At 37.5% G+C, this 23,639-nt stretch carries 17 protein-coding genes; 9 read left to right on the top strand and 8 right to left on the bottom strand.

Translation table 11 applies throughout. The annotated features are described in order from the left end of the window. Window positions 1–49: 49 nt before the first annotated feature. Window positions 50–2,506: a LysM peptidoglycan-binding domain-containing protein gene (locus P176_RS0104490; RefSeq protein ID WP_026753577.1), complete on the bottom strand. Its 2,457-nt coding sequence runs from the start codon at window positions 2,504–2,506 to the stop codon at window positions 50–52. Between the two features lie 231 nt (window positions 2,507–2,737). On the opposite strand from P176_RS0104490, the gene der reads away from it, so the two are divergent. The 3 genes from der to P176_RS0104475 all read left to right on the top strand — a co-directional run bounded on the left by der (window position 2,738) and on the right by P176_RS0104475 (window position 9,406). Then, window positions 2,738–4,045, top strand: coding sequence for a ribosome biogenesis GTPase Der (gene der / locus P176_RS0104485; RefSeq protein ID WP_026753576.1), 1,308 nt, complete (start codon window positions 2,738–2,740; stop codon window positions 4,043–4,045). A 10-nt stretch (window positions 4,046–4,055) separates the two neighbouring features. Further along, the gene (locus P176_RS0104480) at window positions 4,056–6,497 is read left to right on the top strand and encodes a T9SS type B sorting domain-containing protein (protein ID WP_231481185.1); all 2,442 of its coding nucleotides are present in this window, start codon (window positions 4,056–4,058) and stop codon (window positions 6,495–6,497) included. A 131-nt stretch (window positions 6,498–6,628) separates the two neighbouring features. Further along, window positions 6,629–9,406 carry an outer membrane beta-barrel protein gene (locus P176_RS0104475; RefSeq protein WP_026753574.1) on the top strand — a complete coding sequence of 926 codons (2,778 nt, stop codon included), beginning with the start codon at window positions 6,629–6,631 and terminating at the stop codon, window positions 9,404–9,406. Between the two features lie 135 nt (window positions 9,407–9,541). Here the strand turns inward: P176_RS0104475 and P176_RS0104470 are convergent, their stop codons facing one another. The 5 genes from P176_RS0104470 to P176_RS0104450 are packed head-to-tail and all read right to left on the bottom strand — an operon-like array spanning window position 9,542 to window position 12,803. Further along, a complete protein-coding gene (locus P176_RS0104470; RefSeq protein WP_081820673.1) occupies window positions 9,542–10,405 on the bottom strand; it encodes a TPM domain-containing protein in 864 nt (287 codons plus the stop codon). Window positions 10,406–10,434: 29 nt separating this feature from the next. Further along, entirely contained in the window at window positions 10,435–10,872 is a 438-nt protein-coding gene (locus P176_RS0104465; protein ID WP_026753572.1) for a TPM domain-containing protein, read from the bottom strand. An 11-nt stretch (window positions 10,873–10,883) separates the two neighbouring features. Further along, window positions 10,884–11,486 (bottom strand): LemA family protein, encoded by a 603-nt coding sequence (locus P176_RS0104460; RefSeq protein WP_026753571.1) that lies wholly within the window; start codon window positions 11,484–11,486, stop codon window positions 10,884–10,886. 11 nt (window positions 11,487–11,497) lie between these two features. Further along, window positions 11,498–11,827, bottom strand: a complete 330-nt coding sequence (locus P176_RS0104455) for a MerR family transcriptional regulator (RefSeq protein ID WP_026753570.1) — start codon at window positions 11,825–11,827, stop codon at window positions 11,498–11,500. Window positions 11,828–11,831: 4 nt separating this feature from the next. Then, window positions 11,832–12,803 carry a M23 family metallopeptidase gene (locus P176_RS0104450; RefSeq protein ID WP_026753569.1) on the bottom strand — a complete coding sequence of 324 codons (972 nt, stop codon included), beginning with the start codon at window positions 12,801–12,803 and terminating at the stop codon, window positions 11,832–11,834. 104 nt (window positions 12,804–12,907) lie between these two features. Between P176_RS0104450 and alaS the strand changes: the two genes are divergently transcribed. The 6 genes from alaS (at window position 12,908) to P176_RS0104420 (ending at window position 22,052) form a co-directional block, all read left to right on the top strand. After that, a complete protein-coding gene (gene alaS, locus P176_RS0104445) occupies window positions 12,908–15,547 on the top strand; it encodes an alanine--tRNA ligase (protein ID WP_026753568.1) in 2,640 nt (879 codons plus the stop codon). Between the two features lie 87 nt (window positions 15,548–15,634). Then, a complete protein-coding gene (locus P176_RS0104440; RefSeq protein ID WP_026753567.1) occupies window positions 15,635–16,597 on the top strand; it encodes a GSCFA domain-containing protein in 963 nt (320 codons plus the stop codon). A 126-nt stretch (window positions 16,598–16,723) separates the two neighbouring features. Continuing rightward, entirely contained in the window at window positions 16,724–17,266 is a 543-nt protein-coding gene (locus tag P176_RS0104435) for a DUF6252 family protein (protein ID WP_026753566.1), read from the top strand. 9 nt (window positions 17,267–17,275) lie between these two features. Continuing rightward, window positions 17,276–19,183: a PQQ-binding-like beta-propeller repeat protein gene (locus P176_RS0104430; RefSeq protein ID WP_026753565.1), complete on the top strand. Its 1,908-nt coding sequence runs from the start codon at window positions 17,276–17,278 to the stop codon at window positions 19,181–19,183. A gap of 323 nt (window positions 19,184–19,506) precedes the next feature. Beyond that, window positions 19,507–21,333, top strand: a complete 1,827-nt coding sequence (locus P176_RS19965) for a tetratricopeptide repeat-containing sensor histidine kinase (protein ID WP_197022142.1) — start codon at window positions 19,507–19,509, stop codon at window positions 21,331–21,333. Window positions 21,334–21,401: 68 nt separating this feature from the next. Then, window positions 21,402–22,052: a response regulator transcription factor gene (locus P176_RS0104420; RefSeq protein WP_026753564.1), complete on the top strand. Its 651-nt coding sequence runs from the start codon at window positions 21,402–21,404 to the stop codon at window positions 22,050–22,052. Here P176_RS0104420 and coaD read toward each other — a convergent pair. Together coaD and P176_RS0104410 are read right to left on the bottom strand one after the other, a co-directional pair. Then, on the bottom strand, window positions 22,045–22,500 hold the full coding sequence (coaD, locus tag P176_RS0104415; protein ID WP_026753563.1) for a pantetheine-phosphate adenylyltransferase: 456 nt from the start codon (window positions 22,498–22,500) through the stop codon (window positions 22,045–22,047). The two genes, P176_RS0104420 and coaD, sit on opposite strands and share 8 nt — an antisense overlap. Window positions 22,501–22,630: 130 nt before the next feature. Next, window positions 22,631–23,608 carry a D-alanine--D-alanine ligase gene (locus P176_RS0104410; protein WP_026753562.1) on the bottom strand — a complete coding sequence of 326 codons (978 nt, stop codon included), beginning with the start codon at window positions 23,606–23,608 and terminating at the stop codon, window positions 22,631–22,633. Window positions 23,609–23,639: the final 31 nt, after the last annotated feature.

The raw sequence follows: 23,639 nt of genomic DNA, 5'->3' as shown, positions 1-23,639 counted from the left end.
TGAGGGTAAGCAAATATATGTAAACAGTCCTAATATAGCAATTCCGTTTTTAATCAATTTCTATTATGGTATCATCTGCGTTATATTGTAATATATAGATGCCGTTGTTTTGATAGCTGCGTTCTGTGGTTTTTTGATAATCAAATCGCATGCGTAGATGCTCTGTAGAAGTTTGCTTTATGGTAGATTCCAATGAATCATTTTGTGACATTCTTAGTAAGATATCAAAAGTAGTATCAAAGCCAGAAATTGCAGTTTCTGATGCTTCCTTATTAAAAAGCCTTTCGTAATTAGTGTTAAAAGTGATTAGGTTTTTAGAGGTTTCAGAAGTAAGAATAGAAGGATATGTAAGTTTAAGAATTCGAAATCTAATTTTAGAGACCTGACCTTCTGATGGTAATCTTGACATTCCCAATAAGGCCAATTGTATATTGTAACGGGAAAGTTTACCCATAAGTGTTGTGGTGGTATTTAAGAATACAATGGTTTTATCCGTATCTAGTATAATATAATTGAGTCGGTCCTTATCTAGAGCTGCTTCAAGAACGTCATCCTCGAAGAAACCAGCGTTGTCAACTTTTAAGGATGTAGCTGTTGGAATAATCTTAGAGACCAAATTAAGGTTATCTGTTCCTTCAAGGTCACTCACAACCACAACATTACTATCTACGCTATTAATGTGATTCAACATTTTTAGCTGTTGATCTCGTTCTGAAGGCAAAGCCTCGTAAACGGCATTACCATTAGTGGCAGGATAATTTGAACTAATGTTTATTATTGAAGTTGGTCCGTCTGAAATAATTTTAGGATAATTGTCACCCTGAAAAAAAGGCATTATAACTGAACTACGTTCGCCTGGGCGATCCATTTTAATTTCACTGGCCTCATGACTGTTTATTAAGGCAACGTCAAAACTGATCCCTAAGGCTCTAGCAGAATCCAGGGCTATAGTTGCCCCTTCATAAAACTCTAAAGCTCTTTTGGCGGAATCAGGAGAAGCTGTATTTGTTGAATCTATCGTTCTCTCATTAAACTCCCTCTGTGAAAAAGGAAGATAAAAATACAGTTCAATGGATTTTGTGGGATTAATATTAGATACCAAATTATTATTGCCTAGAGCATTGTTTGAATCTCCAGATCCGTCGCTCTGGTTTCTTGAGGCAATGGGATTTTTAGGCATTTTAATTAATGCCCCTTCAATCACTCCATTTTTCAATTCTGGATTGAGATCCATGAATTGGTCCATGCTGAGTCCTGCTTTTCTCGAAAGTCCAAATAACGTTTCATTTGGTTGAATGATATAATCCATGTACAGGTCATCATCTGTAGTGGTCTCTTGTGTATTTGGTAAAGGTGTTTCTGGAGAAGTGTCTTCGATGATGTCTTCAGAAACGGTCTCTGTATTTTCGTTTTCTTCTATTATGTCGAATTTTTCTGGTTCTTGTGCCTCAGCGACGTTTTCTTTTTTATCTTCTATTATCACTTCTTCTTCCACTATTGCTTCTTCTTCTTCTTCTTCTTCTTCTTCTTCTTGCACAACCTCTTCTTCAATTGGTGTTTCAACAATGACGTCAGTTTCAGATTCAACTCCAGCTTCAGTTTCAGTTTCAATCTGGGGTTCGGGTTTATTTAGGGGTTCGGTTTCTGATTCAGTAACTGTTTCAACTTCTTCAGTTTTAACTTCAGCTACAGCGGTTTCACTTTGTTCTGTTTCAATTTCTGGGTTGTTTTCTGAAGTAGTTGCGACGGTTGTAGCATCGTTATTGGAAGCCTCACCATCAATTTTGATGCGATGGCCTGCCATTAGCATATCCTTGATTTGCGGATTATTGGCTTCTAAACTAGCAATATCTGTATTGAAAAGTTTAGCTAGGCCAAATTTTGTATCTCCTTTTTGTACGATATATAGGCCCTTAATTGTAAAACTGCAATTTTTCCCAGGAATTCTAAGCTTTTGCCCAGCCATCAATACGTCTGATAATCTGTCTTTGTTTGCCGCGATCAACGCATTAAGACAAATGCTATTGTCTTTAGCAATTCCCCAAAGCGTCTCTCCTTTATCAACACGATGTTCAATAATTTCAGTAGAAATTTTTTCTCCTGTAAAATTAGGATCAATCTTTAAGTTATGTCCAGCTTGGAGCATATCAACAATCTTCGGGTTTTGTAGCTCCAATGAGCAAATACTAATACCAAATTTTTTAGATAAACTCAGTTTGGTGTCACCGCGAACAACGGTATAATTTATAATGTCATCATTGTTGCTTGATGTTATGGGTTTTGATGATTTGGTAGTTTTTGGAATAATCAACGTGCCACCCGCATAAATGATATCTCTGGATCCTGGATTGAGATCAAAAATGGATTGAACAGATACACCATAATCCCTTGATATGCTATAAACAGTTTGTCCTTTTTTTATAGTATGTTCAATGGTGTTTTGCTGTGCTAAGCTACAGTATGAACATATGATACAGCAAAAGACAAGACAAAGAAATCGTCCCATTATAACAAATATTTAGTAAGGATTAATCAGTTTATAAAATTACTAAAAAATAACCGATATGTTTTGATGCGAATAGTTGTTATCAACAGGATATTAACAATGCTTCGATGAATTTTGGTTTTGTTTTAGACGCCTGCGACTTAGGGATAATTTAAAACAATTTTAAAAGTGATAACACTTGTCTGCAAACTAGCATCTATGTACTATCTTTGTACACTTAATTTTGAACAAATGAGCAGTATTGTTGCTATAGTGGGACGACCAAACGTTGGGAAGTCTACCTTTTTTAATAGGTTGATTAGAAGGCGTGAAGCTATTGTTGACGCCGTAAGCGGCGTTACTCGTGATCGCCATTACGGAAAAAGTGAATGGAACGGAAAGGAATTTTCGTTAATAGATACAGGAGGATACGTTAAAGGTAGCGATGATGTTTTTGAAGCAGAAATTGACCGTCAGGTTGAATTGGCTATTGCAGAAGCAGATGCGATTATCTTTATGGTAGACGTAGAATCTGGAGTTACCGGGATGGATGAGGATGTTGCCAATCTACTTAGAAAGGTGAAGAAGCCCGTGTTTCTTGTGGTCAACAAAGTAGATAATAATAAACGAGCTCAAGATGCGGTAGAATTCTATGCACTAGGGTTAGGAGAATATTTTACCATTGCCAGTATTAATGGGAGTGGTACAGGAGATTTGTTGGATGCTGTAATAGAAGCATTACCAGATGCCGAAGAAGAGAGCGAAGAAGATCAATTGCCAAGATTTGCCGTAGTTGGTAGACCTAACGCAGGAAAATCATCTTTTATAAATGCTTTGATTGGAGAGGAGCGCTACATTGTTACCGATGTTGCAGGAACTACAAGAGATGCTATTGACACAAAATACAATCGATTTGGTTTTGAATTCAATCTGGTAGATACTGCGGGTATTCGTAGGAAATCTAAAGTCAAGGAAGATTTAGAGTTTTACTCGGTCATGCGAAGTGTTCGAGCAATTGAGCAGTGTGACGTTTGCCTATTGGTATTAGATGCTACTCGTGGTTTTGACGGACAAGTACAGAATATATTTTGGCTAGCAGAACGCAACAGAAAAGGAATTGTGATCTTGGTGAATAAGTGGGATTTGGTAGAAAAAGAGACCATGACCATGCGTGATATTGAGCGTTCAATTAGAAAAGAAATTGAACCGTTTACAGATGTGCCAATTGTATTCATTTCCGTAGTCAATAAACAACGTATTTACAAGGCCATAGAGACTGCGGTTGAGGTCTATAAAAATAGATCTAAAAAAATTAAGACCAGCAAGATCAACGAAGTGATGTTGCCTATCATAGAAAACTATCCTCCACCAGCTTACAAAGGAAAGTTTGTTAAGATTAAGTACATCATGCAGTTGCCAACACCGCAACCTCAGTTTGCATTTTTTTGTAACTTACCACAATACGTTAGAGAGCCCTATAAGCGTTATCTAGAAAATAAACTACGGGAAGAATTTGATTTTAACGGTGTGCCTGTAAGTGTTTACATGAGAAAAAAATAAAAAAAAGTTTATGTTTAGGATGGTAAGATTGAATTTTTTAAGTGGTTTAATTGCGCTACTGTCTGTCCTAAACCTAAATGCTCAAGATTCCCCACCTCAAATAGAGGTCACCGGTGATTTGGGATATTGCGCAGATGCACCAACTAATATTGTAACCAGTGTGATTATTGGAGATGATGATGTTGGTGATAATACCTTGGAGAACGTCTTTATTCAGATTTCAGAAGGCTATCAAATTAATCAAGACTTACTGTCTTTAGATGGTACATTTCCAAATATAAGTGCTACTTGGTCTAACGCTCAAGGTACGCTTACCTTAAATGGTCCTGCTACTTTTAATGAATTTGAAGTAGCCATTAGCAATGTGGTGTTTGAAACCACTCAAACCATTTTTAATGAAGATAAATTTATCTCCATTAACCTGTCATCAGCAAATTACTTGCCATCCACAGGGCATTATTATGTGTATGTTCCAGATTTGGGCATTTCTTGGGTTGAAGCGGAAGCGGCTGCCGAAAGTCAAGTGTTCTTCGGAATACAAGGCTATCTCGCAACATTGACCTCTGCGGAAGAATCTCAGTTGGCTGGAGAACAAAGTCCGGGAACGGGATGGATCGGCGCCACAGATGCCCAAAATGATGGTACTTGGCAATGGGTTACTGGGCCAGAAGCGGGCGAGGTATTTTGGATAGGCCAAAATAATGGTACACCACAAAATGGAGCTTTTTCGTTTTGGAATGTTGGTGAGCCCAATAATTTCAACGGCGATGAAGATTATGCCCACATTACCGATCCGAGTGTAGGTAACATTGGTTCTTGGAATGATCTTCCCAATGCTGGTGATCCTAGTCCTAGCAGTCCGTATTACCCAAAAGGATATTTTGTGGAATATGGTGGCATGCCAGGAGATCCAGAAATTAATTTGTCTGCAAGTACGTCGATTATTACCCCAAGAATAAGCTTAGATGGCACATCTGCCTGCGGAAATAGTACGTCCCAATTAAGCGTTAGCGCCAACACACCACGAGTTTTATGGTATGAGACTGAAACGTCTACTATACCAATTAATGACGGGTTTACCTATGATGTTACTATTAGCGAAACAACAACATTCTGGGTAGTGCCGCTGTTTAATGGGTGTAACACCGGAACGCGTGAACCTTTAACGGTTACTGTTTTTCCCATTCCAGCGGCTATTGATATCGCTATTACACAGTGTGATGATGAAGTTCAAGATGGTCTTGCCATTTTTGGACTCAATGCTTATGAAGATGCCATTACAGATAATATTGTCAATAATAGGGAGGTCAACTTTTATGAAGACGCCGCTTTTACAATTTCCATTGATCCAGAAATGTATAATAGCCTCTCTAATCCTCAAACTATTTACGCAGAAGTGATTGATACCCAAAGTGGCTGTTCAAATTCTTCTGAAGTCCTTTTACAGACGAGTACGTCTAACACCAATACCGCATTTTTAGAACAATGTGATAGTCAGCAAGAAGACGGGCTTACATCTTTTGATCTGTCTCTTGCCAATGATCAAGTCTTGGCAAATCTTCCCCAAGATTTTGAAGTGACTTATTACCTAACATATACTGATGCGCTTTTTCAGTCCAATCCATTACCTATAAGTTATACCAATATAGTACCATACAATCAAACTGTTTTTTCAAGAGTTGATGATAATGGCTCTTGTTATAGTATCGGTCAAGTCAACCTAGAAGTTATCGAGCTTCCCGTTTTAGCTCCTGATGCAGAGGTGTTTTATTGTCTGAATTCTTTTCCAGAGCCTATAGTGTTAAATGGAGGTGTTGTTGAAGGTATTCCAAATAACTTCTATTACAATTGGTCAACTGGCGAGACTACGATTAACATTGAAGTCAATGAGCCTGGCGTCTATACGGTTGAGGTAACACCAGTTGATGGCTGTCCAAAAACAAGAACCATAACCGTTTCTCCATCCAACGTTGCATCAATTGATCAAGTGACTGTTAATGATTTAAGAGATAGTAATAGCATTACTGTTGAGGTTACAGGAGATGGTACCTATGAGTTTGCACTTGACGATGCCAATGGCTTTTGGCAAACCTCTAATGTATTTACAAATGTAGAGGCAGGGATTTATACGGTATTTATCAAGGATGTAAAAAATGATTGTGGCGTAGTCTCTGTTGAGGTTTCGGTGGTAGGTTATCCCAAATTTTTTACTCCAAATGGGGATAATGTCAACGAGTTTTGGCAATTGCGTGGTGTGTCTGAGCAATTTCAGTCCAACAGCAAAGTCTTTATTTTTGATCGCCATGGCAAATTACTATACACCTTAAATTCTGCGACAGATGTTTGGGACGGTACCTTTAATGGCTTTGCCTTACCTACGAGTGATTACTGGTTTTCAGCCACACTTCAAGATGGCCGTAACTTTCAAGGACACTTTACCTTGAAACGTTAAAAATTTATGTTTTAACTTTTATTAAGAAAAATCATACGATTTCTTTTCTATTTTCGTTTTCAAAGTTATAATCATCAATCAATCAGTTCAAAAAACACGTTTTGTTTTTTGAATACATTACCCTAACTAACATGAAGAGAACTCTTCTTACAACCCTATTATTGGGGTGCTACGCTTTTGTTTTTGCCCAAAATCCTACAGTTTCTGGTACTATTATTTCCGAAGATGATAAATCGCCGCTTGAGTCGGCCACCATTTATTTAGAACGTGTTCAAGACAGTAGTTTGGTGAGTTACACCATTTCAGATAAGGACGGGAAGTTCTCTCTTGTTAATGACAGTAACGAGAAGCGCCTAAATCTTTATGTGACTTTTGTTGGGTATCAAACCTATGTTAAACAAATTTCAATTGACAAAGAAACAGTTGTCTTAGATCCCATTAATTTGGCAATTAGTACAAGCTCCTTAGACGAGGTCGTTATAAAATCTAGAGCGCCCATTACCATTAAAAAAGACACCTTAGAATTTAATGTAAAATCGTTTAAGACAAAAAAAGATGCAAGCGTTGAAGATTTACTCAAGCAGTTGCCAGGAGTAGAGGTAGACGAAGCAGGTAAAATTACCATTAATGGTAAGGATGTGAGTAAGATTTTGGTTAATGGAAAGCCGTTTTTTGGTGATGACCCCACGATAACTACCCGCAACTTAACCAAAGATCTTATTGAGAAAGTTCAGATTGTTGATACCAAAACCAAATCTGAAGCATTTTCGGGTGAGGAGGGAGACAAAGAAAATAAGACCATCAACCTTACTATTAAGGAAGAAAATAATAAAGGGGTATTTGGGCGTGTTGCCGCAGGAGCGGGAACCGACAAACGCTATGAGTACGCTGGGATGGTTAACTTTTTTGATAATGATCGTCGGGTTAGCGTTTTGGCAGGAGGAAACAATACAAATTCACCAGGGTTTAGTTTTGGTGAAATTCAAAAAATGTTTGGCGGCGGGAGTATGTACGTGAATAGTAACGGATCTTTTGGAATTGGTGGGCGCAGTTTTGGTGGCGGACAAGGCATTACCACTTCAAGAAACGTTGGTGCCAACTATGCCGATGTGTTGAGCGAACAAGTAGAAGCAGATGCCGATTATTTTTATTCTGGTAGTAATTCAATAAATGAAACACTGACCGAGAGAGAAAATATTTTACCAGACTCTCGATTTTTTACCAACTCTAGATCGCGATCGGAAAATGATAGTCAAAATCACAGCGCGAATATGGGCTTTGATATTGAGGTAGATTCTACACTTCTAATCAATATCAGTCCGTCCTTTAGACTTTCTAAATCTGAAACTACCTTTTCAAGAGATGAAGAAACGCGTAATGAAGAAGATGCACTCACCAACCAATCTACAACGGCATCTTATGTAGAAAATTTAGCTAAGAATTTTGGTAATGATATCAATGTGACCAAACGTTTTGGTAGCGCTGGTGCATTCTTAAAGCTAGCAGCTAATGTAGATTTAAATACTACCGAGGGCGAAGATTTTCTTAATTCTGAAACCAACTTTTTTACGCAGGCCAATGAAGATATCATAAGAGATCAATTTACAGATTCTGAAACCGAATTTAGAAGTTTAAGGACGTCAGCAACTTATAGACTGCCGTTAATTGCCAAGGTCTTTTTTATGGATTTTCAATATGTTTTTCAAGACGATAAGCGCACCAGTTTAAGAAGTACTTTTGATCGTAATGAAATTACCAATGGCTTTGATGATTTCAATTTGGCTTTAAGTACAGATTTTGAATATTTCAATACAGCTCATACGCCGTCGTTAAGACTCGTGTATCGAAAAAAAGACTGGTCCGTTTCCGCAGAAGGGAAGTATGTTTTTAGAACTTTGGAGAATAAAGATTTTTTAAGGCCAGAGCTTAGTTTGAAACGTGACTTTGAGGCTTTAGAACTTAGAAGTTATTTTAATTATCGTTTTAGTGATAAGGCTTCCATTTATAGTGGATACTCTTTGAGTAATAATCCGCCTAGTTTAAATCAACTACAACCTTTTCAAGATGTATCAGATCCATTAAACACGGTAACGGGAAATCCTGAACTTGAACCCACCAATAATCATCGCATCTATGCGGGTTATAATGCGTTCGATTGGCAAACAAAGAGTGGTTTCTATAGTTATGCCAGCGTTAATATTGTCAATAACCAAGTGGTGACAAGAACAACTGTTGACCCAGAAACCTTGAAACGAACAACCACCTACGCTAACGTCAATGGAGGTTATGATATTTATGGAGATGTAAACCTTAGTAAAACCATTAAGTTGGACTCGCTAATAGATCTTAAATATGATGTTGGTATGGGGACTAGATTGAGTAGAAATATCAATTTTAATAATGAGGTTCAATATGAAAGTAACGTCACTGCTTTAACGCCTAGTGTTGGCTTGCGATTCACTTGGAAAGAGGTTATGGAGTTTAGACCTAGATATCGCCCTAGTTTTACGCAGAACACTTATAGCATTCCATCCTTTGAGAATATAGATTTTTTAAGACATAACTTAGACTTACGCTTGACTACCTATTTGCCCAAGAAATTTGAATGGCGTAATGACGTTGATTTTAGTTACAACCCTAATGTGGCGGCAGGTTTTCAAAAGAGTGCCTGGTTTTGGAATTCTACTTTGGCCTATTCCATGCTGAAAGATCAAGGGACGCTGACCTTAAAAGTATTTGATTTGCTTAATCAGAACACCAATGCTCAAAGAGTAGCGACAGATAATTACATACAAGATTCACAAAGTACCGTATTGCAGCAGTATTTCATGTTGAGTTTTAGTTGGAAATTTAATAGCTTAGGTTCAAAGGGAGAGACAAATGATAATAATTTCTATTTTTCTGATTAATCAAGCATTGGCGAATGATAGGCTTTGAAACGAAAATATTCGATAACTGTTTTAGAGAAAACACCATTGGAAATGGAGTATAGAACGTCTTTATTTTAGTTTACGTTCTTTGTCTTAAAGTTGTTGCTAAGTAATTTACCAACTACCTCCTGCGCCACCGCCAGAGAATCCGCCGCCGCCAAAGCCGCCACCGAATCCACCGCCAAAACCACCTCCTGAAGAACCACCTCCAAAAATGCCGCCTCCAGACGAAGATCCTCCGTAACTGCCGCGTCCTAGATTGCTCAAGATAATAGCATCCAAAATGCTCGGGCCTCGTCGGTTTCCTCTACCGCCGCTTCCATTACCGCCACCTCTCTTTTTAGATAAAACGATAATGATAATTATAAAGATGATGAATATAAAAAACAGAAAGCCAGCAGGCGATCCGCTGTTTTTTCCATTTGCTTTTCGAGTAGCTTGATATTTACCGGTTAAGACTTCAAAAATAGCATCAGCACCCTTGTTGAGTCCTTGGTAATAATCCCCACGTTTAAATTCGGGAATAATTACAGTTCTTGTGAGTTCACCAGTAATACCTGCAGTAAGTCTATCTTCAACGCCATATCCTGGGGAGATCCAAATCTTTCGATCATCTCGAGCCAAAAGCACAAAGACACCATTATCTTCTTTAGCTTGACCAATGCCCCATTTTTGAGCCCACTTGGGAGCGAGCAAACCAATATTTTCTCCTTTGGTCGTTGCGATAATGGCAACTACAATTTGAGTAGAGGTGGTATCTGAATACCGAACGAGTTTTTCTTCCAGATTTGTCTTTTCTGAAGCAGAAAGTAAATTGACATAATCGTAAACACTGGTCTGTTTCTCAGGTATTGCTGGGATATCAAACTGTGCAAAGACATTATTAGTTGAGATAAGCATTAGAAAACATAACAAGCCTCCAAAAATTCGTTGTTTTGAAATTGCGTTTGAGAGTATCTTGTTGGTGTTTCTAATCATAATTGTATGTTGCTTTATATAATGTAATACTATCCTTTACTAATATCGTCACTTAGCTCATTAACATCGCCGTGTAACCCAGGGAAATGACGCTCTAATTGCTCTCCTGCTTTTAGGATGCCTTTTATAAGCCCTGTCTTAAAATCGCCTTTTTTAAATTCGGCTAAAATAATGTCTTTGGTACTTTCCCAAAAATCATTTGGTACAACGTCATTAATGCCCTTATCTCCATAAATCACAAAATCTTTATCTTCTACAGCAACGTAAATTAATACGCCATTCTGTTGTTGGGTATTGTCCATTTTGAGATAATGAAATATTTCCATCGCACGCTCAAACGTATCCATTTTAGAGCTTGCTTCAATATGAACCCTAATTTCTCCAGAGGTTCGGTTTTCAGCTGTTCTAATGGCTTCAACGATTTCTGCCTCATCTTCAGTACTTAAGAATGTTTCAATTTTAGACATTTCCGTAGGAATTAATTATTAAAATCAAACTCAACATCGACTGGCTTTTCTGCACCTGCTTCTGCATCAAAATAAGCCTTGCCTTCAAAACCAAAGAGTCCTGCTAAAATAGAATTCGGGAATTTCTTAACGTGGTTATTATAAGGTTTAATGGCTTCATTATAGCGGGTTCTAGCAGTTTGTATCGTGTTTTCTGTACTAGTTAATTCGTCTTGTAGTTTTAAAAAGTTCTGATTGGCCTTTAATTCAGGATAGCGCTCAACAGTAACCAATAAACGAGAAAGGGCGCTGCTCAAGCCACCTTGTGCTTCGTTGAATTGTTTTAACTGTTCTGGCGTAATATTAGAAGGATCAATGGTAGTTTGCGTTGCTTTTGCACGGGCTTCAATAACATCGGTCAAGGTAGTTCTCTCAAAATCTGCTGCTCCCTTTACCGTATTAACCAAGTTACCGATAAGATCATTTCTTCTTTGATAAGACGTTTGCACATTACCCCATGCCTCGCTTACATTTTCATTAAGCTCCACAGCGGTATTGTTGAATCCTTTGCCCCAAGAGTAAAGTGCTACGACCAAAAGGCCAATTATAATTACGGGAATAAGCCATTTTTTCATGATAGTTGGTTTTAGAGTTGTGATTTTATTTTAACGAGTTGGGCCTTGATGCCCTCTAATTTATCAATAATCTCAAAGGTGTTGAGCGCCTGTTGCTTTTCTTCTTTGAGATGTGTTTTAGCACCGTCTAAAGTAAACCCGCGTTCTTTTACCAAATGGTAAATGAACTTAAGGTTTTTGATGTCTTCAGGTGTGAATTTTCGATTGCCTTTGGCATTCTTTTTAGGTTTGAGAACGTCAAACTCCTTTTCCCAAAACCGAATGAGAGAGGTGTTCACGTCAAAAGCCTTGGCGACTTCGCCAATACCGTAATAGCGTTTTTCAGGAAGGTCTATGTGCATGGCATCAATCTAGAGATTGGTTTTCTAGGGATGCTTTCTTAAGCATTAGAGCATATTCTTCTGCAGTCAAGTTTCCGTAGTAAAAATTAATTGGATTAATGCGGTCCTCATCTTTCCATACTTCGTAATGAAGGTGTGGGGCTTCAGATCGGCCCGTACTGCCGACATAACCTATAAGATCGCCGCGTTTCACCTTTTGATTGGGCTTCACATTATATTTATATAAATGGGCATATAAGGAAATGTAACCATAACCGTGGTCAATCCTAATGTGGTTGCCATAACCGGTTGATTTATTATCTGCTCGAGCAATCACACCATCACCGGTTGCGAAGATCGGCGTTCCTCGAGGGGCAGTAAAGTCCATCCCAAAATGAAATTTTCTAACCTTAGTAAACGGGTCTGTTCGGTAACCATATCCTGAAGCTACATATTTCATATCTTCATTTCTAACGGGCTGAATGGCAGGGATTGCAGATAAAAATTTCTCTTTATCTTCTGCTAATTTTGCAATTTCATCAAGTGAGCGTGATTGTACAACGACGGCTTTTTGTAATTGATCTAAACGTTTATTACTTTCTATAATCAATTTAGAGTTGTCAAAACCCTCGTATTTTTTATACCGATTAACCCCACCAAAACCGGCACGGCGTTGTTCTTCTGGAATGGGATTGGCTTCAAAGTACAGCCTGTAAATGGCATTGTCACGTTCTTCAACATTTTGCAACGCAGCAAAGGCCTCATCAACACTTTCATTTAAAATTTCGTATTGTAATTGTAAATTGACGAGTTCACGCTTTAAAGCGCGTTCTCTGGGCGACTCCACAAATTGACTGGCCATAAATACGAACAGAAACCCAAACAATGCCGCCGCCAATATAAATATAGAAGCAAACTTTATTGTGGTGCGTTTTTTACGCTCTATCTTTCGATAGGACAGCGTATCTGGATCGTAATAATATTTTACTTTAGCCATAGCTATAAAAGTTCTATTTTTGCAGGGAACAGAACGTTTCACAAATATATAAATTGTTTCTTATTTAAAGTAATATCTAAGAAACATCGTGTTATAAACTGATTATGAAGTCTCAAGATATTCGAAATACTTTTTTAAATTTTTTTAAGGATAAAAATCACAGTATTGTGCCCTCAGCGCCAATGGTTTTGAAAGATGATCCCACCTTGATGTTTGTCAACTCAGGGATGGCACCTTTTAAAGAATATTTCCTCGGAAATGCAAAGCCAAAGAACAACCGTTTAACCGATTCACAAAAGTGCCTCCGGGTATCTGGAAAGCACAACGATTTGGAAGAGGTGGGGTATGATACCTATCACCATACACTTTTTGAAATGTTGGGCAATTGGAGCTTTGGAGATTATTTCAAGGAAGAAGCGATAGCTTGGGCTTGGGAACTGTTGACCGAAAAATTTGAGATTGATAAAGACATACTCTACGTGTCGGTTTTTGAAGGTGATGAAGGCGACAATATCCCTATGGATCAAGAAGCTTATGATATTTGGAAAACCTTAGTGCCCGAAGACCGGATTTTGATGGGTAATAAAAAGGATAATTTCTGGGAAATGGGAGATCAGGGTCCTTGTGGACCCTGTAGTGAGATTCATGTCGATATCCGTTCTGAAGAAGAAAAAGCGAAGGTAGACGGGAAATCCTTGGTTAATCAAGATCATCCGCAGGTCGTTGAAATTTGGAATTTGGTATTCATGCAATACAATCGCAAAGCCAATGGTAGCTTAGAAAACCTTCCTGATAAACACATTGATACCGGGATGGGGTTTGAACGTTTATGCATGGTATTGCAAGGTGTACAATCTAATTATGATACCGATGTATTTACACCCATCATAAGGGAAATAGAAACCATAACCGATAAAACCTATAGCGTTCAAAAACCAGGTCAAAAGCTTACCGAAGTTGAAGACAAAGTGAATATTGCCATTAGGGTCATTTCAGACCATGTAAGAGCGGTAGCTTTTTCTATTGTAGATGGTCAATTGCCAAGTAACACTGGTGCTGGTTATGTGATTAGACGAATTTTACGCCGTGCGGTACGGTACGGGTTTACCTTTTTAGATCAAAACGAACCCTTTATTTACCGTTTGGTAGATGTACTTATTAAAAAAATGGGGCAAGCCTTTCCTGAATTAAAGGAGCAGCGGCAGTTAATAGAAAATGTCATCAAGGAAGAGGAGGCCTCTTTTTTAAGAACATTGGATCAAGGTTTGGTGCTTTTAGATGGCATCATAAAAGGGGCTACTTCTAAGGAAATTTCAGGAGCTAAAGTTTTTGAGCTTAAAGACACGTATGGTTTTCCTGAAGATTTGACCGAGTTAATCTTAAGGGAACAAGGCTATACTTATAATGAGGCCGACTTTAAACAAAAGCTAAAAGCCCAACAAGACCGTGGCAAGCAAGCATCAGAACTCAAATCTGATGACTGGACGGTTTTGGTGGAGGACCAAGAGCAGGAATTTGTAGGTTATGATACTTTAGAGGCTCAGGTAAAACTCACGCGCTATCGAAAAGTAACCTCTAAAAAAGATGGAGAACTGTATCAATTGGTTTTCAATCTCACGCCTTTTTACGCAGAAGGTGGTGGTCAAGTTGGGGATAAAGGGTATTTAGAAGATGTTCATGGCGATGTGGTGTATATCTTAGATACCAAAAAAGAGAATAATGTCATTGTTCATTTCGCTAAGAATTTACCAAAGGATCTCAACTCTAGCTTTAAGGCAAGTGTAGATGCCAAACAGCGCTATCGTACCGAATGTAATCATACCGCAACCCATTTGTTGCATCAAGCCTTAAGAGAAATTTTAGGCACACATGTTGAGCAAAAAGGCTCTGCAGTGCATTCCAAATATTTACGATTTGACTTTTCTCATTTCGCCAAATTAACGGTGGATGAATTAAATGAAGTAGAAGACTTTGTAAATGCTAGAATTGCAGGGAAGTTGCCTTTACAAGAGGAGCGTAATATCCCGATGGAACAAGCAATCAATCAAGGCGCAATGGCCCTTTTTGGGGAGAAGTATGGTGATACGGTAAGAGCCGTAAGATTCGGAAAATCCATAGAGCTTTGTGGAGGAACTCATGTAGATAATACAGGCGATATTTGGCATTTTAAGATTGTATCAGAAGGAGCTGTGGCCGCAGGAATAAGACGAATAGAGGCCATAACAAGCGACGCTGTAAAAGAGTTTTACTTTGAAAACAATCGCGCTTATTTTGAAATGAAAGATTTGCTCAATAACGTTAAGGAGCCCATCAAAGCATTGCAACAACTTCAAGAGGAAAATTCCACGCTTAAAAAGCAAGTGGAAAGTTTGATGAAGGAGAAAGCGAGCAGCATTAAATCGGATCTTAAAAATGAATTGAAAACGATCAATGGGGTTCAGTTTTTAGCTAAAAAATTAGATTTGGACGCTTCGGGTATTAAGGATGTTTGCTTTGAATTGGGAAGCCAATTTGATAATCTGTTCTTATTATTTGCTGCGGAAGATAATGGTAAGGCAATTCTATCTTGTTACATTTCAAAAGATCTTGTAGCTAACAAAAATCTAAATGCGGGCCAGATTGTAAGAGAACTTGGGAAACACATTCAAGGCGGTGGCGGAGGTCAGCCCTTTTTTGCAACGGCAGGAGGCAAGCATCCCGCAGGAATTGCTGAGGCTTTGAAGGCCGCTGAAGGCTATTTATGATTTGTTGTTGCCAGCTCGAATTTGAACTAAAGAATGGCCTTTTATAAGTTTAGGTACTACTTATAGGCTAATTGATATACATAATAGATGAAGCTTCAAACAAAACTACCTTTACATCAAAATGCTTCTGGTTCAATACATTATGAATCAAAAGTCTTGCTTTTAGGATCTTGTTTTTCTGAGCACATTGGAGACAAGTTTGACTATTATAAATTTCAAGGCTTAAGCAACCCCTTTGGGATCTTATTTCATCCCTTGGCCATAGAAAACTTTGTAACTAAGGCAATCAATAAAGACGTCTATGCTGAGGAAGATGTTTTTCAGCTAAACGAGCAGTGGCATTGCTATGATGCGCATTCTCGTCTCAGTCATCCATCTAAATTAGATTTACTTGAGCAACTAAATACTCAGATTGAAAAAACGCATCAATTTCTAAAGTCGGCCTCACATGTCATCATCACTTTGGGAACGGCATGGGCCTATCGCTTTATTGAGACCGATACCTATGTTGCCAATTGCCATAAAGTGCCCCAAAAGAAATTTTTAAAGGAGTTACTTTCCGTAGCAACCATTTCAGAATCGTTGGATGCCATAACAAGCATGATTTCGAGCATCAATCCCAACGTGGGCTTTATTTTTACGGTGTCTCCCGTACGACATCTCAAAGATGGTTTTATAGAAAATACGCAAAGTAAGTCGCATTTGATTTCAGCAATTCATGGTTTTCTTAATGGGTCACCTTCAATAAAACATTCCGCTTTCTATTTTCCTTCTTATGAAATCATGATGGACGAGCTTAGAGATTATCGTTTTTACAAGGAAGACATGCTCCACCCAAATACGACGGCTATTGATTATATCTGGGAGCGTTTTCAAGAGGTTTACATTTCCGAAGAAACTACAGCCGTTATGGAAAGCGTTGCGACGATTCAAAAAGGATTAGCGCATCGTCCCGTGAATCCCATTTCGGCAGCGCATCAAACATTTTTAGCCCAACTCAAGAAAAAGCAAGAGGCCTTGACCGCACAGTTTCCACACATTCAGTTTTAATTGATTACTTAGAATTTAAACAACTTAATTTCAATTAGTTATGTAAATATACGTCATTTGCCGTATTGCATAAGGTTTCGTTTTACTACATATTTGTCTCATTAGTAACCATTAAAAATATCAACAATGAGAAAATTAAACCAACTAATTGTTTTTTTACTGATAGGATCAGTAATGAGTTTAACATCATGTTCTAGTGATGATGACGGCGGATCTTCAGGAAACGCAGCATCAGGAACGCTATCTGCCAAGGTTGATGGGGCATCTTACCAATCTTTGGAGATCTCATCTTCTGCAACTATTGCTAACTCTGGATCTGCTCAAACTTTGTTAATTATCGCTACTAATAGTGACGGCAAAGCATTTTCATTTAACATATTTAATTATGAAGGTGTTGGAACCTATATGATTGACGGAGATGTGTTAACGGGCGTAAATGTAGCTTCTTATAGTGAAACGGATGTGAACTTAAGCAATCCACAAGCGTCTACCACAGAACTTTGGCAAGCGCCTTATGAGAATCTATCTGTAGGATCCATTAGTATTTCTGAAGAAACAGATACCAAAATTCTAGGAACCTTTGAGTTTACGTGTAAGAATTTAAACGGTGATAATTCTGTCAAGAACATTACAGATGGCTCATTTAATCTTGAAAAACAAGTACAATAACCGTCAGTTATGAAGACATTACTTTACTTAAAGTCTCTATGGATTCTTGCTCTCCTATTGAGTGCAGTACCAATGCAAGCTCAAAAAGCAGAGCAGCCCAATCAAAAATATGATTTAGGTGCCAATATAAATGAAATGACCCTTACTGTTGGCGGTGTGTTGGTGGTAGCCACCAATGATGGATTAGCGGGTATTAAGCCAGATCAAAGTGAGCCAATATTCGTTTTTAACGATTTTGGCAAACTCAAAGCTGAAGAAACGGAATTTATACCAAACTCTCCCTATATTGTTGTTTCACAAGGTGGAGACTCTAGGTTTGCAGGATTGACAAAAACGAAGAGAGCAGTAATAAATTATTTGAGCGGACAGGTTATTTTCAACTCTGAAAATGACAATTGGAATCAAATTTACACTTGTGACGTTGTACTTCCGGAAAATAAACTCATCGTAAGTGGCATTCAAAAGGAAGGTGATAAATTTGAGAAAATGACACCAAAAGTCGCGGTTTACGATTTAGCTTCTAATACGCTTGATTACAGTTTCTTTTTAGATAAACCAGGTCGTGTGGGCTTGTCTAAAGATTTTAACGTTACCGGCATTCCGCTTTTACTTAAAGAATTCCTTATTATTCCAACGGCTCAAGGCTTAATAGCTAAATCGCATACGGGTGAAGACCTTTGGGAAACTAAAATAAAAAATATCGGCTGGATGGTTTCAGATGAGACAGAAACTGAAATTTACGGTTTTGAATCAACAGGAAATGGTAAAAATACTAGAATTCATAAAATTGGTAAAGATGGTATAGAACTGTGGGAAGACGATAGAAAAATAAAAGGCGTGATCACAAATTTTGAAATTCTACCCAACGGACTTGCTGTTGTAAGTAATAAAGGTGACGGTAGTGACGGCGGCGCTTTCTCTACAAAAAGTGAATCTGAAATCGCATTTTTAAGTGCCGTTTCAGGAGAAGATCTATGGGAAAAAGCTCCAAAAACGAAAGGTTACGTACAGCATTTCTATATTATGGAAGATGGTATTTTATTTGGAATTCAATCTGGTGGTATCAACAAAATTTCTTTTGAAGGTGAGCCTTTGTTTAAAAAACCGCTCAAAACTGGAGAAAATATCATGATCATGGCACATACACCAAATGGGTTGATCTACATTACCAGCGAAGACGCCAATATTGTGAATCTTGAAAATGGTGAACAGGTTTGGAAAAAACCTTTGAAATACAAAAGTGCTGAACGTGTGGCATCAACATTTGACCAGGCCAACAGCAGGTATTTAATTTCAGCTAACGAGACCATTTATGCCATAGATGCTAATTCTAGTGAGATCTCTGAAATTGCTGAAGTTGATTTTGAAGAGAAAGAATCGCCAACAAATATACAAGTGAGAGATGGAAATTTATTTTTAAATTCATCACAAAATCTCATGTTATTAGAGGAAAATGGCCAGAAAATATATCATGAATATTACAAGTCGCCATCTAAAAGTGGTTTCATGAAGATTGCAGCTGGTATTACAGCAGCAGCTTCAATAACGATGTCTGTGGCTTACTCAGCAAAAGCTCAAATGAATAAAATGGGTTACGGTAATAGTTTAAGAAATTATAACGAATACGGTAAAGAGAATTTGCGTACGGCCGAAATGTTTTCAAACATTGCAGGCGCTTCTTTTAAAGTATTATCCAAACGTTTTAAAGCAAGTTCTGCAACAGAGAATGCACAATTTATACTCACAAAATTAGAAGATGGTGTTGGTTTGGTAAAAGTGAATAAAGATACCGGTAAGGTGGATAAGGAGATTATTTTAAAAGATAAAAAACCAGAGTATCAAGTGGACGAATATGGTGGTTATCTCTATTACAAGGCCAACGATAAAACCATTTATGCTTACAATCTTAATAATTAAATCTTGTTGTTGAGATTATGATTAGGCGTGATTTTTTATAAGATTGCGCTTAATCTTTTTTAAATGCGGATTGACGAAAAAATCCTACAAAAGTTTGAAATATTAATATATTTGGTATGCTATTAATCGATTTTTAATAAAGCGTCAGTAAGTGTAGTTGTCCCCAAGACCGCTATGATCTGATGCTTTTTTTATGCGCTGTAATGAAAAATAGAACGCTTTATTTGCTGTTTTTTTTAATAGTTTCTGTTGGCTTTTCTCAAAACCTAGACAGTTTATATCAGGTTGCTAGAGCTACTAAAGACGATTCTATTAAACTAAGAATGTTTAATAAAATTGGATTTGGCTATATTTTTAACAACACCAAGAAAGCTCAGCACATTCTTGAAGAGGGCATTCAATTAGCTAAAAAAAACAATTTCAAATTTAGCCTCACCGAGTTAACTAATACCTATGGCATTTACATGGATGTTGCAGGTAAATCGGACTCTGCAAACTATTATTTTGAAGAGGCCTATCGGCTAAGTCAAGAGTATGGCTTTAAAGGATTAGAAGCTAAATGCATCAACAATCTAGGGATGTTCAATTGGAATAAAGGACACTACCAAGAGGCCTTGGATTTCTTCTTTCAATCCTTAAAAATGAACGAGCTCAACCACGATGAAGCTGGTACAGGCAATTGTCTAAATAATATAGGGCTCATTTATCAAGAAATGAACTTAAACCAGAAGGCTCTAGAATATCATAGGCGTGCTTTAAAAGTAAGAGAGAAATACAATCTAGAACAGGATCAGATTGCCTCTTTAAACAACATAGGAATCAATTTAAAGGATTTAAACCGAATTGATGAAGCCATATCTACGTTTAAAAAAGCGTTAGAACTCGCACAGCGCAAAAATAATCAAATTGAGTACTTTAGATTATTAGATAACCTGGCCAATGCTTATCACGTCAATGGTGAACTTGAATTGGCACTCCAAAATTATTTAAAGGCTTTAGATCGTCCAGAAGGTTTTGAGGGAGATGAAAAAGGTATGTTTTCGCTTTTAAATAATATCGCCGCGCTATACAATGAAACCAATGCGCCTAAACTGGCACTAAATTATGCCAATAAAGGTTTTGATTTGCTTAAAAAATTCCCGGAAAAAGAACTTGTTGGTTCCGAATTATATCTCACAAGTGCCGAGAGTTATTATATGCTCAGGGATTTTAAAAACGCGCGCCTACATAAGCAACAATTTATCGTACTTAAGGATTCTGTTTTTTCTAAACAAAATGCCGAATCTATCGCAGATTTAGAGGTTAAATATGAAACCGAAAAAAAGGAGAGAGAACTCTTTATCCAAAGAGCAGAATTAGCAGAACAGAAATTGACGATTCAAAAAAAGAACTTTCAACTCTATGGATTGTTGGCCTTTGCTTTCATATTAGCACTTTTGGGATATCTGTTCTATAATCAGCAAAAACTCAAAAACAAACAGCTTCGAAAAGAAAACGAACTTAAAGATGCCTTGATTAAAATAGAAACCCAAAATAGATTGCAGGAGCAACGTTTAAGAATTAGTCGAGACCTCCACGATAATATTGGCGCGCAATTGACCTTTATCATTTCTTCTATAGACAATTTAAAATATGGCTTTGACCTTAAGGATGAGAAGCTCACCACCAAATTAGACATGATCAGTCAATTTACCTCGGCAACCATTTATGAATTGCGTGATACGATTTGGGCAATGAACAAGCCTGAAATCCAACTAGAGGATTTACAATTGAGAATTTCAAATTTTATAGAGAAAGCAGATGCCGCATCACATGGCGTATCGTTTGAGTTTAATAATCATACGGCAACTATCGAAAAGCGTAAATTCTCATCTGTAGAAGGGATGAATATTTATCGCATTATTCAAGAAAGCATCAATAATGCTTTAAAATATGCTGAAGCAAAACGGATAACGGTACATTTTACTTCGGAAAATGATCATTTTATATTCAAAATTGCAGATGACGGTAAAGGCTTTAATTTAAAGACAAGCCCAACAGGTAATGGTATTAATAACATGAAAAAAAGAGCTTATGATTTGGGAGCTACGATTGATCTGTATTCCAGTGATCAAGGAACAGAGATTATCCTAAAAATGAAGAACGGTTAAATACGACAAATAGCGTATGGTTGATCATCGTTTTTTGACGTATCTTTTTAGTTGTTAAAATGAGGTTTATGAATGTCAAAATTGCCATAGTGGATGATAATTCGTTTTTGATTCACACTGTAAAAGAAAAATTATCTTTTTTTGAAGCATTTAGTGTAAAAATCACTGCGACCAATGGGTCTGACTTACTCACTGCTTTGGACGATAACCATCATTTGGATCTTATTTTAATGGATATTGAAATGCCTGTTCTTAATGGCATTGAGACTACAGCGATTGTCAAACAAAAATACCCTCATATTAAAATTATCATGCTCACGGTTTTTGACAATGATGAACATATATTTAATGCCATAAAAGCTGGGGCCGATGGGTACTTGTTAAAAGAAATCAATGCAAAAGATCTTCATGACGGTATTTTAGAAACCTTAGATGGCGGTGCGGCAATGAACCCTTCCATTGCCATGAAAACCTTAAAATTACTCCGTAATCCATTGTGTATTGAAAATGAGACGGATAAAGAAGATATCAAATTATCCAATAGAGAAACAGAAGTCTTAGAGCAGTTGAGTAAGGGGCTGAACTATATTCAGATCTCAGATAATTTGATCATTTCGAAAGGCACCGTAAGAAAGCACATTGAAAATATTTACAGAAAACTGCAGGTACACAATAAACTAGAGGCGGTGCACAAGGCTAAAAAGAACAATCTTATTTAACGCGTACGCTTTTGGGTACTAATTGTGCATAATCCCCATGGTTACGAATGACGTCCCTAACAATTGAAGACGATATAAATGAGGTGCGTGCTGCGGTCAGTAGAAAGACGGTCTCAATTTTAGACAATTTTCTATTGGTATGCGCAATGGCCTTTTCAAATTCAAAGTCGGCAGGATTTCTCAAACCTCTTAAAATAAATTGAGCTTTTACTTCTTTACAAAAGTCGGTTGTGAGCCCTTCGTAGGTCATCACTTTGATTTGTTTGTGCCCTTTAAAAGCCTCTTCAATAAAATGCTGGCGCTCTTCTAAAGAGAACATATATTTTTTATCGGCATTAACACCAATGGCAATAATGACTTCATCAAATAATTTAACACCTCTTTTAATGATGTCGTAATGCCCGTTGGTGATGGGGTCAAAGGATCCTGGAAATAGTGCTCGTTTCATATGTATTTTTCCTATGTCCTATGCTCAAAAAGGAGTAATAGGCATTTTATTGATGGTTCAAGAAATAAAAGTGACTTTAAAGTTACAATAGTATCTCAGTTTAAAAAAAAATCTGAGACACATTCCTGCCTTATCCCTTAAGGGCAGATTCAATAGCATTGCCAAACAAATCTTTCATGCTAATGCCAGCTTCTTTTGCTTGTTGCGGTAAAATGCTGGCTGCGGTTAATCCTGGAACGGTATTTACTTCTAACAAATGCGGTTCTCCGTCCTTAAAAATAAACTCACTTCGGCTAAAACCTTTCAATTTTAAAATTTCGTAGATCCTTTTTGCGGTACTCGTTACTTTCTCAGAAAGTTCTGGTGAAATTCTTGCAGGGGTAATTTCTTGAGATTGCCCAAGGTATTTTGCCTTGTAGTCAAAAAAATCATTGTCTGATACAATTTCAGTTATAGGCAAAACGGTCACTTCTCCTTTGTAAGAAATCACGCCAACCGAAACTTCTGTGCCATCTAAATAAGATTCTATAATGACTTCGTCATCTTCGGCAAAAGCAACCTCCAGAGCCTGTTGTAAATCTTCTTTTTTGTAGACCTTAGAAATTCCGTAGCTACTGCCTGCTTTATTGGCTTTTACAAAACAAGGCAATCCTACTTTTTCAACAATAGCAGTCTCATCAATGGCATCTCCTAAATTCACAAAATAAGATGCTGCAGTTTTAATGCCATAAGGCTTTAAAACACTCAAACAGTCGCGTTTATTAAACGTTAAAGCCGCTTGATACATGTTGCAGCTGGTATGGGGTATTTTCAATAGCTCTAAATAGCCTTGCATAAAACCATCTTCTCCTGGGGAGCCGTGAATGGCATTAAAAACGCAATCAAATAAGATTTTGGTCTCATTGACCTTTACCGAAAAATCATTTTTATCGATGGGGAACTCTTCATTGGTTTCATTAACAAAAACCCATTTATGCTTTAAGATATGAATGCGGTACACATTGTATGCTTCGCGGTCTAAAGTGTCAAAGACCACTTGGCCGCTCTTTAAGGAAATCTCAAATTCGCTTGAGAATCCGCCCATAATGATGGCAATGTTTTTTTTCATAGTTGTTTCCCTTAATGGAGGAATTTCAAAT

The sequence above is a fragment of the Sediminibacter sp. Hel_I_10 genome, assembly GCF_000688335.1.
Lineage (GTDB): Bacteria > Bacteroidota > Bacteroidia > Flavobacteriales > Flavobacteriaceae > Psychroserpens.
This window is presented reverse-complemented; position numbering and strand designations above follow the sequence as displayed.

Excerpts from the sequence above, each read along its gene's own strand:
- P176_RS0104490 (WP_026753577.1), bottom strand. The coding sequence starts at position 2,506 with ATGGGACGATTTCTTTGTCTTGTCTTTTGCTGTATCATATGTTCATAC.
- der (WP_026753576.1), top strand. The coding sequence starts at position 2,738 with ATGAGCAGTATTGTTGCTATAGTGGGACGACCAAACGTTGGGAAGTCT.
- P176_RS0104480 (WP_231481185.1), top strand. The coding sequence starts at position 4,056 with ATGTTTAGGATGGTAAGATTGAATTTTTTAAGTGGTTTAATTGCGCTA.
- P176_RS0104475 (WP_026753574.1), top strand. The coding sequence starts at position 6,629 with ATGAAGAGAACTCTTCTTACAACCCTATTATTGGGGTGCTACGCTTTT.
- P176_RS0104470 (WP_081820673.1), bottom strand. The coding sequence starts at position 10,405 with ATGATTAGAAACACCAACAAGATACTCTCAAACGCAATTTCAAAACAA.
- P176_RS0104465 (WP_026753572.1), bottom strand. The coding sequence starts at position 10,872 with ATGTCTAAAATTGAAACATTCTTAAGTACTGAAGATGAGGCAGAAATC.
- P176_RS0104460 (WP_026753571.1), bottom strand. The coding sequence starts at position 11,486 with ATGAAAAAATGGCTTATTCCCGTAATTATAATTGGCCTTTTGGTCGTA.
- P176_RS0104455 (WP_026753570.1), bottom strand. The coding sequence starts at position 11,827 with ATGCACATAGACCTTCCTGAAAAACGCTATTACGGTATTGGCGAAGTC.
- P176_RS0104450 (WP_026753569.1), bottom strand. The coding sequence starts at position 12,803 with ATGGCTAAAGTAAAATATTATTACGATCCAGATACGCTGTCCTATCGA.
- alaS (WP_026753568.1), top strand. The coding sequence starts at position 12,908 with ATGAAGTCTCAAGATATTCGAAATACTTTTTTAAATTTTTTTAAGGAT.
- P176_RS0104440 (WP_026753567.1), top strand. The coding sequence starts at position 15,635 with ATGAAGCTTCAAACAAAACTACCTTTACATCAAAATGCTTCTGGTTCA.
- P176_RS0104435 (WP_026753566.1), top strand. The coding sequence starts at position 16,724 with ATGAGAAAATTAAACCAACTAATTGTTTTTTTACTGATAGGATCAGTA.
- P176_RS0104430 (WP_026753565.1), top strand. The coding sequence starts at position 17,276 with ATGAAGACATTACTTTACTTAAAGTCTCTATGGATTCTTGCTCTCCTA.
- P176_RS19965 (WP_197022142.1), top strand. The coding sequence starts at position 19,507 with ATGTTTAATAAAATTGGATTTGGCTATATTTTTAACAACACCAAGAAA.
- P176_RS0104420 (WP_026753564.1), top strand. The coding sequence starts at position 21,402 with ATGAATGTCAAAATTGCCATAGTGGATGATAATTCGTTTTTGATTCAC.
- coaD (WP_026753563.1), bottom strand. The coding sequence starts at position 22,500 with ATGAAACGAGCACTATTTCCAGGATCCTTTGACCCCATCACCAACGGG.
- P176_RS0104410 (WP_026753562.1), bottom strand. The coding sequence starts at position 23,608 with ATGAAAAAAAACATTGCCATCATTATGGGCGGATTCTCAAGCGAATTT.